Below are 11,607 nucleotides of genomic sequence, written 5' to 3' on the forward strand. Positions count from 1 at the left end.
TTATGCCAATATAAGTCTGTTTTATATATGAAAGAAAATAACCGTTATTTTTCTTCTCTCTATTAGTCATGTTAATATAGAGAGAGGAAAGGAACGGTTTTTTTCTGTGAAAAAAATCATTTCAAATTTGTATGGGGAGGTTTCAATTTTGGAAAAAAAGGTCGTATTAGTAGATGGTAATAATATCGCGTATCGTGCTTTCTTTGCACTACCGCTTTTAAATAACGACAAAGGTATACATACGAACGCAATTTACGGTTTTACAATGATGTTAATGAGAATATTAGAGGAAGAAAAGCCAACTCATATGTTAGTGGCGTTTGATGCAGGCAAAACAACCTTCCGTCATAAAACGTATAGTGAGTATAAAGGAGGACGTCAAAAGACTCCACCTGAATTATCAGAGCAGTTCCCGTTTATTCGTGAGATGCTGGATGCGTTCAATGTACCGCGTTATGAATTAGAAAATTATGAAGCGGATGATATTATGGGAACGCTAGCAAAAGAAGCGAGTGAACAAGGAGCAAGTGTAAAAGTTATTTCAGGAGATAAAGATTTACTTCAACTTGTTTCTGATAACACGCTTGTATGTATTCCGCGAAAAGGGATTACGGAAGTAGATGAATATACGAAAGAATCTTTATTTGAAAAATATAGCTTATCACCAAAGCAAATTATCGATATGAAAGGTTTAATGGGAGACCAATCAGATAATATTCCGGGTGTACCAGGAGTTGGTGAAAAAACGGCGATTAAATTGTTAACACAGTTTGGAACGGTTGAAGAAGTGTATGAAAATCTAGATCAAGTAAGCGGGAAGAAATTAAAAGAAAAACTGGAAGAAAATAAAGAACAAGCTCTTATGAGTAAAGATCTAGCGACTATTATTACAGATGCGCCGATTACAGTTCATGTGGATGATATGGCGTATAAAGGATATGAAGCAAGTGATGTGATTCCAATGTTCGAGAGTTTAGGATTTACATCTCTTTTAAATAAATTAGGCGTTACGCCAGAAGAAACAGCTCCAGCTGAATTAGATGATATTACATTTGATATTGTGGAAGAAGTTACAGAAGAAATGCTTCAGCAAGATAGTGCACTTATTGTTGAAGTGCAAGAAGATAATTATCATAAGGCGGACATTCAAGGCTTTGGTATTCAAAATGAAAATGGTTGCTACTTTATTCAGAAGGATATTGCTCTTGCATCGGATGCATTTAAAGCATGGCTTGCAAATGGAGAAATGAGAAAGCATACATTTGATGCAAAGCGAGCAATCGTTGCACTGAAATGGAATGGGATAGATATGCAAGGGATTGACTTTGATCTATTAATCGCTGCTTATTTACTTGACCCGGCTGATACAGATAAAGATTTCCGTACTGTAGCGAAAATGAAAGAAACGCATGCTGTGAAATCAGATGAAGAAGTTTACGGAAAAGGTGCGAAGCGTGCTGTTCCAGAGTTAGAAGTAGTAGCGGAGCATGTGGCTCGTAAAGTGCATGTATTATATGATGTAAAGCAAACATTCGTTGAAGAGTTAAAGAAGAATGAGCAATATGAACTGTTTACAGAGTTAGAATTGCCACTTGCGCGTGTATTAGCTGATATGGAAGTAAAAGGTGTAAAAGTTGATACGGAGCGTCTTCGTAATATGGGAGAAGAACTCGCAGGTAGATTAAAGGAAATGGAACAGGAAATTTATAAGCTTGCGGGAACAGAATTTAATATTAATTCACCGAAGCAGCTTGGTGTAATTCTGTTTGAGAACTTAAACTTACCGGTTATTAAAAAGACGAAAACAGGTTATTCTACGTCAGCTGATGTATTAGACAAACTTATGGATCGCCATGAAATTATTCCAAACATTTTACATTATCGTCAATTAGGGAAGCTAAATTCAACTTATATTGAAGGTTTACTGAAAGTTGTACATGAAGATTCATCTAAAATTCATACTCGCTTTAATCAAGTGTTAACGCAAACAGGTCGATTAAGTTCAACGGATCCGAACTTGCAAAATATCCCGATTCGATTAGAAGAAGGAAGAAAGATTCGTCAGGCATTTGTTCCATCAGAAGAAGGTTGGATTATGTATGCGGCTGATTATTCACAAATCGAATTGCGTGTATTAGCTCATATTGCAAATGATAAAGGGCTAGTTGAAGCATTCCAGCATGACATGGATATTCATACGAAAACAGCTATGGATGTATTTGGCGTTGAAAAAGATGAAGTAACTTCAAATATGAGACGACAAGCGAAAGCTGTTAACTTCGGAATTGTGTATGGTATTAGTGATTATGGTCTTTCACAAAACTTAGGAATTACAAGAAAAGCAGCAGCGGAATTTATTGAAAAGTATTTAGAAAGTTTCCCTGGTGTACAAGAATACATGGAGGACATCGTAAAAGATGCGAAACAAAAAGGATATGTGGCTACATTATTAAATCGTCGTCGTTATATTCCAGAAATTACGAGTCGTAATTTCAATTTACGTAGCTTTGCTGAGCGTACAGCGATGAATACACCAATTCAAGGTACTGCAGCAGATATTATTAAAAAAGCGATGATTATTATGGCGGATCGTTTAGAAGAAGAAGGATTACAAGCACGTCTTCTTCTGCAAGTACACGATGAATTGATATTTGAAGCGCCAAAAGAAGAAATTGAAAAATTAGAGAAGCTTGTACCTGAAGTAATGGAGCATGCAATTGAACTCGCAGTTCCGCTGAAAGTTGATTATTCTTACGGTCCAACTTGGTACGACGCAAAATAAGGAAGTGATGAAATGCCTGAATTACCAGAGGTTGAAAACGTCAGACGGACACTTGAAAATCTTGTAACAGGAAAAACGATTGAAGATGTTATTGTTACTTATCCAAAAATAGTGAAACGACCAGATGATGCAGAAATCTTTAAAGAAATGCTAAAAGGCGAGAAGATTGAAAATATAAAGCGAAGAGGAAAGTTTTTGCTTCTATATGTAACAAATTATGTTATTGTTTCACATTTGCGTATGGAAGGTAAGTTTTTACTACATCAAGAGGATGAGCCGATTGATAAACATACGCACGTCCGTTTCTTATTTACAGATGGAACTGAATTACATTATAAAGATGTGAGAAAGTTTGGTACGATGCATCTCTTTAAGAAAGGTGAAGAGATGAACCAAATGCCTCTTGCTGACTTAGGTCCGGAGCCGTTTGATGCTGAATTGACACCACGGTATTTACAAGAAAGATTGCAAAAGACAAATCGTAAAATAAAAGTTGTGCTATTGGACCAGCGTCTTTTAGTAGGGCTTGGAAATATATATGTAGATGAAGTTTTATTCCGTTCTCAAATTCATCCGGAACGAGAAGCTTCGTCTTTGACAATAGAAGAAATTGAGCGAATTTATGAGGCTACCGTTACAACGCTAGGCGAAGCAGTGAAGCGTGGCGGAAGTACAATTCGAACGTATATCAACTCACAAGGGCAAATTGGTTCGTTCCAAGAACTCCTAAATGTATACGGAAAAAAAGGAGAACCGTGTGTAACTTGCGGTACGATATTAGAAAAAACAGTTGTTGGCGGAAGAGGAACGCATTACTGCCCAATTTGTCAGCCAAGAATATAGAAAAGAGATAACATCGGATAGGCATTTGTCATATACATACAGCAGAGCTATGTATAAGGGAGGAGCTTACCGATGTACCTTTATTTATCTCTTATTTTATTAGCTTTTACATTAAGCTTAGATAGCTGTAGTGTAGGGCTAACATATGGTTTAAGAAGCGTAAGAATTCCACTAAGATCAATTATAATTATCGGAATGTGTTCAGCGGCTGTTATGCTTGTTTCAATGGGAATTGGACATATGATCGCGAAAGTATTTTCACCTGTTATCGCAACGCGTATCGGTGGGCTTGTTCTTATTGGAATAGGGATTTGGGTATTGTATCAATTTTTTCGAAGTGAGAAAAAAGAAGAACCGAAGCAAGAGGAGAAGGTCTGGAAATTAGAGATTGCCTCGCTAGGGCTAGTGATTCAAATTTTACGGAAACCGACTGTAGCAGATTTTGATAAATCAGGCACCATTTCTGCAGGAGAGGCATTGCTTCTTGGTATCGCTCTTTCTGTAGACTCATTTGGTGCCGGAATTGGTGCATCTTTATTAGGGTATGCACCTGCTATGATGGCGATATTAGTTGCAATTATGAGTTCTTTGTTTTTATTTATTGGAATGAAACTTGGAACGGTTTTATCGAATATGAAGTGGTTACAAAAATTTACATTCCTGCCTGGGGTATTACTCATTATAATTGGAATTTGGAAAATGTAAGTATGGGCGTGGAACATTGGTTTCGCGCCTTTTATTATGAGGAGGATTATTATGACAGTAGTAATTGGATTAACGGGAGGCATTGCAAGCGGAAAAAGTACGGTATCAGAAATGTTTCGTGAGCTAAGTATACCAGTTATTGATGCAGATGTTATTGCAAGAGAAGTTGTAGAACAAGGAAAACCAGCATATAACAAAATAGTAGAAGTGTTTGGAGCGGAAGTGTTACAACAAGATGGGGAACTAGATCGTCCAAGATTGGGAAGCATCGTTTTCTATAATGAAGAAAAACGATTGCAGTTAAATAAAATTGTGCATCCTGCAGTGCGTGAGGAAATGAATAGGAAAAAGGAAATGTACATAAAAGAAGGTATGCAAGCGGTTGTGTTAGATATTCCTCTCTTATTTGAAAGCAAATTAACAAGTCTCGTTGACCGCATTTTAGTTGTAGCGGTTAAGCCGCATACGCAATTAGAACGTTTAATGAAACGAAATAACTTTTCAGAAGAAGAAGCAACAGCTCGTATTCAATCTCAAATGCCGTTAGAAGAAAAAGTGAAAAATGCAGATGAAGTGATAAATAATGATGGCACAATTATGGGAACGAAAACACAATTGCAGGTAATTTTAAAGAAGTGGAACATTATTGACTAAAAAATTGTGAAATTAATGAAAATGCTTAGTGACATATCTCCTTTTTGTGTTATACTATTATTGGGATTGGAGATAAATAGTATAACGCATTCAAGGGGGATAACATATTATGACTCGTGTGGCAATTAATGGATTTGGACGTATTGGGAGAATGGTATTTCGTCAAGCAATAAAAGAAAGCGCATTCGAAATTGTAGCAATCAATGCAAGCTATCCATCTGAAACGTTAGCACACTTAATTAAATATGATACAGTTCATGGCAAGTTTGACGGAACAGTAGAAGCATTTGAAGATCACTTATTAGTTGATGGAAAAATGATTCGCCTTTTAAACAACCGCGATCCAAAGGAATTGCCTTGGACAGATTTAGGTGTTGAAGTTGTAATTGAAGCAACTGGTAAATTTAATTCAAAAGAAAAAGCAATTCTTCACGTTGAAGCTGGAGCGAAAAAAGTTATTTTAACAGCGCCTGGTAAAAATGAAGATGTAACAATTGTAGTTGGTGTGAACGAAGACCAATTAGATATTACAAAACATACTGTTATTTCAAATGCATCTTGTACAACAAACTGTTTAGCGCCTGTTGTGAAGGTGTTAGATGAGCAGTTTGGAATTGAAAACGGTTTAATGACGACAGTTCACGCTTATACAAATGACCAAAAAAATATTGATAACCCACATAAAGATTTAAGAAGAGCACGTGCTTGCGGACAATCAATCATTCCGACAACGACAGGTGCTGCGAAAGCGCTAGCAAAAGTTCTTCCGCACTTAAACGGAAAACTTCATGGTATGGCACTTCGTGTACCAACACCAAACGTGTCTCTTGTTGACTTAGTAGTAGATGTAAAACGCGATGTGACAGTTGAAGCTATTAATGATGCATTCAAAACTGTTGCAAACGGTGCGTTAAAAGGTATTGTAGAATTCAGCGAAGAGCCTTTAGTATCTATCGACTTTAATACAAATACACATTCAGCTATTATCGATGGTTTATCTACAATGGTAATGGGTGATCGTAAAGTGAAAGTACTTGCTTGGTATGATAACGAGTGGGGCTACTCTCGTCGTGTTGTAGATCTTGTAACGTTAGTTGTTGAAGAGTTAGCGAAACAAGAAAATGTGCAACACATTTAAGTGAATAAGGGAGGAGAGGGCAAGGCAATATTTGCCCTCTTTTTTTATTTTTTTCTGAAAAGGAAAAAAATTATATAAGTATATTTTAAAAAGTGGACATACCACGAAACGTTGTGATTACTGCATTTGTGAATCGTTTATTTTTTTTAGGGAAAAGTAAAGAGGAAAATATGACAGAAAATCGAAAAAACTGTTGTTGCAAAATGAAAATAAACAAAGTATACTAACACTCGTAAACTTAAGAGCTGAGGTACGTAGTCACTACTTAAAGGGTTAGGACCTCTCTGGACTAACTTTCCCCCGTGGTAGTGGAGCAAGCCAAATTGCAAATTAGTTTTCAATTCGAACAGTTAGAATAAATTTACAAGGGGGAACTGTAGAATGGATACTATGGATACGATGGGTCGTCACGTGATCGCTGAACTTTGGGATTGCGATTTCGACAAGCTTAATGACATGCCGTATATTGAACAATTATTTGTGGATGCAGCACTAAGAGCTGGTGCTGAAGTGCGTGAGGTTGCTTTCCATAAATTTGCACCACAAGGTGTAAGTGGAGTAGTAATTATCTCAGAATCACATTTAACAATTCATAGCTTTCCGGAGCACGGTTACGCAAGTATTGATGTTTATACTTGTGGGGATCGTATTGATCCAAATGTTGCTGCAGAATATATTGCAGAAGGTTTAAACGCGAAAACGCGTGAGAGCATCGAGCTTCCTCGAGGCACTGGTAGCTTCGAAATTAAGCAGAGAGAAACAAAAGCTCTTTAAAAAAGAACATAATTGATTTAAAATGTAAAGAGGTGTATAATGCACCTCTTTTTTAGTTTATAAAAAAGGAAAAATATAACGTACTCGTTAGTTGAATACATTGGACTCTTGCAAATGAGGTAGTGCCCTATATACCATCTTATTTTTAAGTATGAGATGATAAAGTGATGCGCTGAAACTTAAAGTGGTAAGAGAGTTAGAATGAGTTATATAATATTGTATATATATTTTAGGTGAATTGAGTAGAGAAAAATAAAGAGTATAGTGTAAAGGAGTGAATGAATTGCGTTGTCCATCCTGTTCTCATAATGGTACAAGAGTGTTAGATTCGCGTCCGGTAGACGAGGGGCGCTCTATTCGAAGAAGAAGAGAGTGTGAAAGTTGTTTAAGTCGCTTTACGACCTTTGAAAGGGTAGAAGAGTCACCTCTTATCGTTGTTAAAAAAGAAGGCACACGAGAAGAGTTTAATAAAGAAAAGATTTTACGCGGTTTAATTAAAGCGTGTGAAAAAAGACCAGTATCTTTAAGACAATTAGAAGAAGTAACACAAAGCGTGGAACGTGAACTGCGTAATTTAGGTATATCAGAAGTGAAAAGTGATATGATTGGTGAAATTGTTATGGAAGAACTTCGCGATATTGATGATGTTGCTTATGTACGTTTTGCTTCTGTATATCGTCAATTTAAAGATTTAAATGTATTTATTGAAGAATTAAAAGATATACTGCAAAAAGAAAGAGAGTAGAAGTTGTATTTTATTCTCTTTACATACCGTAAGTAATAGGATAAGAGAGCTAGAAGCGAAAGCTAATAGCTCTTTTTCACTAAGAATTTATATAATGAAGATAGAAGGAATGAAGTAGAGGATAGATTGGATGAGAGAAAGGAAAAGCAAGAATGGAAAAACAGTCATGGATGGAGCTATTGCCGATTGATCGTTATAAAGTAAGTGCGAAAGGGCTACTGCATAATTACGACCGAAAAGTATTAACGATGTTGTATCAGCCGTTAATAGGTAGTAGAGCTTTTAGCTTATACATGACACTATGGGGGGAGCTAGAGCAAGATCGTGTATTTGGAAAAGAGAATACACATCATTCCCTTATGGTGACTATGCAAATGCAACTTCCTGAAATATATGAGGAACGAGTAAAGTTAGAGGCAATTGGGCTTTTGAAGGTATATATTAAGAAAGAAAAAGATATTCGAATGTTCATATATGAGTTGCAACCACCTTTATCTCCGAAGCAGTTTTTTGATGATATTGTTTTAAGTATCTTTTTATACAATCGATTGAGTCGGACAAAATATAATCAAGTAAAGCAATATTTCTTAGAAGAAGAATTTGATTTTGCTTCTTATGAAAATGTTACGCGCTCTTTCAATGATGTGTTTGGTTCGTTTAATCCAGGACAGCTTGAGCATGCGCAAGAAGACCTTCGTATTCCAAAAACGACAACTATGCCAAGTAACGAGAAGGGAGACGCTCCGAAAGTTTGGAATGATTTCTTTGATTTCTCTTTATTTGTAGATGGATTGTCCGCTCTTGTTCCTAAAAAGGCGATTACAGATCAAGTAAGAGACTGCGTTATAACACTTGCTTACGTGTATGGTGTAGATGTGTTATCGATGCAAAATATCGTTCTTGGTGCGGTGACAGAGATGCAAACAATTGATATGGAAAGGCTTAGAAAAGGAGCGCGCGATTGGTATCAATTTGAAAATGGTCAAGCATTACCGGTACTAAGTGAAAGAGTACAGCCTCATGCTGCACGTACGATGAAAGAGAAAGAGCCTTCATCACAAGAGGAGATGTTAATAAAGCAGCTAGAGGAAATCTCGCCAAAACAACTATTGAAAGAGATTTCTGGTGGTGCAGAGGCAACGAAAGCGGACTTGCAAATCGTTGAAGATGTCATGATTAATCAAAAATTGACACCAGGAGTTGTGAATGTACTTATTTATTACGTTATGCTACGCTCAGATATGAAACTTGCGAAAACGTATGTCGAGAAGATTGCTGGGCATTGGGCACGTAAAAAGGTCGGTACAGTAGCGGACGCGATGGCGTTAGCGAAAGAAGAGAACCGTCAATATCAAGAGTGGGCTGAGACGAAGAAAAAAGGCCGTACGGCGAAGAAAACGGTACGAAAAGAAATGGTGCCAGATTGGCTTAAGGAAGAAGAGCCGAAAGAACAAGAGAAAGAAACGGCGAAGAAAGATGTAAGTGTAGAAAAAGATGCAAGTACGCTAGAAGATGAACGAAAACGATTAGAAGAAGTGTTAAAAAAATATAAGCGTGATTAATAGAAGAGAATGAACGCTCTTTGAGGTGAGAAAATGGAGCATATTCAAAATTCATTTACAAAATTAATGGAAAATGAAAACTTTAAAAATAGATATGAAGTATTAAAGGCAGAAGTAATGGCGCACCCGCGTGTAAAAGAATTTATTGACGAACATAAAGGTGAAGTAACGACTTCTATGATTGAGCGCAGTCTTGTGAAGTTATATGAATATATTGGACAAAGTGTAGGTTGCGTGGATTGTCCGGATTTAGGTGCATGTAAAAATATGCTACAAGGATACGAGCCAAAGCTTGTTATTCAAGGGAAGATGATTGATATTCAATACGATCGTTGCGTTAGAAAAGTAGCATATGACGAGAGAAAGAAATATGAAAAACTCGTTCAAAGTGTATATATGCCAACGGATATTTTACAGGCAACTATGGAAAACTTAGACCCTTCTGACTTAAATGCACGTATCGATGCAATTGGCGCAGCGAATGAATTTTTAAGTACATATGAACCAGGTAAAAAAGCACAAGGTTTATATTTGTACGGTAAATTTGGTGTAGGAAAAACGTACCTTTTAGGAGCAATTGCGAACGAGCTTGCTCGAAAGAAAATAAGTTCGATGCTCGTATACTTCCCGGAATTTTTACGTGAAATTAAAAGTTCGATTCAAGATAATTCGATTGGCGAAAAGATTGATGCGGTTAAACGCGTACAAGTTTTAATGTTAGATGATATCGGGGCAGAAGCGATGTCGAGCTTTGTGCGTGACGATGTACTTGGTGCAATCTTGCAATTCCGTATGTTAGAAAACTTACCGACGTTCTTTACGTCTAATTTTGATTTTAAACAATTGGAACATCATTTAACGTATACACAACGTGGTGAGGCTGAAGAAATGAAGGCAGCACGTATTATGGAACGAATTAAATATTTAGCCAAACCAATTCCAATTGGTGGGAAAAACCGTCGTCATAAGTAAAAGAGCAAGCTGAGAAGCTTGCTCTTTTGTATTATAGTGATATTTTCTTTTCAAATATGAGATCGAAATATTCAGGTTGTCCAGAACTGCCAATCGTAGGGGCAACAATCTGTACGAACCTCCAGTCATCTCTAGCATGTTCTTGAATAATTTCTTGGTAGTCTTCAGCTAGTTTTGAGCGAGTGAGCCCCCAATGAAATTCGACTTTTATGAATTTATATTCAAATATTCAGATACCCCCCTTTAGTAATAAGTAAAGTATACAATAAAAAAATTCATAGTAGCTTGTATCATTTTTTTCTCCCTCCCTTAATATATATAAAATTAGCAAGCCATATTGAGTGGATTTTCTAACGATAGGAAATGTAATTCTACTAAGAGTGAAATTCACGCGGGACGGACTCTTATAGGATTTGTAACGTATAGATACAGTCCTTTAGAGCAGGGATAAAAGGGGGGACAAAAGTGATTGAAATTTGCTTCGAAGAAAAAAATGATGCTATGCACGTATATAGACAATTGCTGAAAAGAGCGGAAGTATTATATAAGGAAACGAGTGTGTATTTACAGGAACAAAAAGTGGTAATTCACATACCAGTACGTGAATCGAATTATATTGAAAAGATCTTATTGCCAGTAATGGTGTATTTCATTGTGAATGTGAAACAAAATGAGTGGATTTATACGATTTTAAAAGAAAAGTTTTTTTATGAAGAACAAGAAGAGTGTCATCAAATATTGCACATGGCACATGAGATTTTAAAGGGAAGAAGAAAAGGTGTAGCTCAGGATTTAACGCGTAACGCATTTGAGTCATATATTAAGTCTTCTTTAAATAATTGGCTTTGTGATCCGCTCTCATTCTCGTTTTCATCATATATCCGTTTTCGTCTTCGTACATATAGGGAAATGGTGGCTAAACTTGCGGAAGTGGCAATTGATGAATATAAGATGGAGCAAGAATACCAAATGTTCATTGAGACGCTTCGGCAACAAGTAAGTAGCCGTAAATCACGCTTGTCCTGCGTGCATCTTATTTTTGATGAAAGCTTTATCTTTTATGATGATAAAGGTAGACGTTTAAAACAGGAGAAGTTGGTCCAATATATAGATGAGGAATTATTAAAGCAAAATGATGTATATATTGATACGAAAGTAATTGCGCCGCTTCTTTCTATTTCGCCCAAAAAGATTTATTTATATACGAAAGAACAAGACCATAATATGATTATTACTTTGCGAAATGTGTTTCAAGAACGGGTCCAATTACATGGATTACATGATTTTGAGCGCAATGTGAAAAATTTAAAAAATAAAGGTAACGCCCTTGATTTTCTAAGTTTTTGAGCATATAATTACCTACATAAATGAAATATATCGAAATGTCATGATGAGGACATGAGTAGTTTTCTACGATTTTCAGAGAGGGAAG

At 36.4% G+C, this 11,607-nt stretch carries 11 protein-coding genes and 1 other annotated feature (1 of these 12 cut by a window edge); of the genes, 10 read left to right on the forward strand and 1 reads right to left on the reverse strand.

The window, feature by feature from the left end; all coding sequences use genetic code 11:
- The first annotated feature begins 148 nt into the window (after positions 1-148).
- From polA to dnaI, 9 genes are all read left to right on the forward strand, one after another.
- The gene (gene polA, locus AC1Q8M_RS16200) at positions 149-2,782 is read left to right on the forward strand and encodes a DNA polymerase I (RefSeq protein WP_000412829.1); all 2,634 of its coding nucleotides are present in this window, start codon (positions 149-151) and stop codon (positions 2,780-2,782) included.
- Positions 2,783-2,794: 12 nt separating this feature from the next.
- Entirely contained in the window at positions 2,795-3,625 is an 831-nt protein-coding gene (gene mutM, locus AC1Q8M_RS16205) for a DNA-formamidopyrimidine glycosylase (protein ID WP_001114476.1), read from the forward strand.
- A 72-nt stretch (positions 3,626-3,697) separates the two neighbouring features.
- Positions 3,698-4,330, forward strand: a complete 633-nt coding sequence (gene ytaF / locus AC1Q8M_RS16210) for a sporulation membrane protein YtaF (protein ID WP_000281743.1) — start codon at positions 3,698-3,700, stop codon at positions 4,328-4,330.
- Positions 4,331-4,381: 51 nt separating this feature from the next.
- Complete coding sequence (gene coaE, locus AC1Q8M_RS16215) at positions 4,382-4,984, forward strand: dephospho-CoA kinase (RefSeq protein WP_000219286.1); 603 nt, start codon at positions 4,382-4,384, stop codon at positions 4,982-4,984.
- Positions 4,985-5,093: 109 nt separating this feature from the next.
- Positions 5,094-6,122, forward strand: coding sequence for a glyceraldehyde-3-phosphate dehydrogenase (locus tag AC1Q8M_RS16220; protein ID WP_000198974.1), 1,029 nt, complete (start codon positions 5,094-5,096; stop codon positions 6,120-6,122).
- A gap of 390 nt (positions 6,123-6,512) precedes the next feature.
- Entirely contained in the window at positions 6,513-6,896 is a 384-nt protein-coding gene (gene speD, locus AC1Q8M_RS16225) for an adenosylmethionine decarboxylase (RefSeq protein WP_002003660.1), read from the forward strand.
- A gap of 283 nt (positions 6,897-7,179) precedes the next feature.
- Positions 7,180-7,641 (forward strand): transcriptional regulator NrdR, encoded by a 462-nt coding sequence (gene nrdR / locus AC1Q8M_RS16230; protein ID WP_001203687.1) that lies wholly within the window; start codon positions 7,180-7,182, stop codon positions 7,639-7,641.
- 152 nt (positions 7,642-7,793) lie between these two features.
- Positions 7,794-9,203, forward strand: a complete 1,410-nt coding sequence (locus AC1Q8M_RS16235; RefSeq protein WP_000415025.1) for a replication initiation and membrane attachment family protein — start codon at positions 7,794-7,796, stop codon at positions 9,201-9,203.
- Positions 9,204-9,236: 33 nt separating this feature from the next.
- Positions 9,237-10,175, forward strand: a complete 939-nt coding sequence (gene dnaI / locus AC1Q8M_RS16240) for a primosomal protein DnaI (RefSeq protein ID WP_000400120.1) — start codon at positions 9,237-9,239, stop codon at positions 10,173-10,175.
- 31 nt (positions 10,176-10,206) lie between these two features.
- On the opposite strand, the gene AC1Q8M_RS16245 is transcribed toward dnaI, so the two are convergent.
- A complete protein-coding gene (locus AC1Q8M_RS16245) occupies positions 10,207-10,404 on the reverse strand; it encodes a DUF4177 domain-containing protein (protein WP_097846173.1) in 198 nt (65 codons plus the stop codon).
- 236 nt (positions 10,405-10,640) lie between these two features.
- On the opposite strand from AC1Q8M_RS16245, the gene ytxC reads away from it, so the two are divergent.
- Positions 10,641-11,522, forward strand: a complete 882-nt coding sequence (gene ytxC, locus AC1Q8M_RS16250; protein ID WP_000569629.1) for a putative sporulation protein YtxC — start codon at positions 10,641-10,643, stop codon at positions 11,520-11,522.
- Between the two features lie 31 nt (positions 11,523-11,553).
- Positions 11,554-11,607: a binding site (T-box leader), on the forward strand; it runs 175 nt beyond the window's last position.

The sequence above is a fragment of the Bacillus sp. GW823-FHT06A10 genome, from assembly GCF_058795375.1.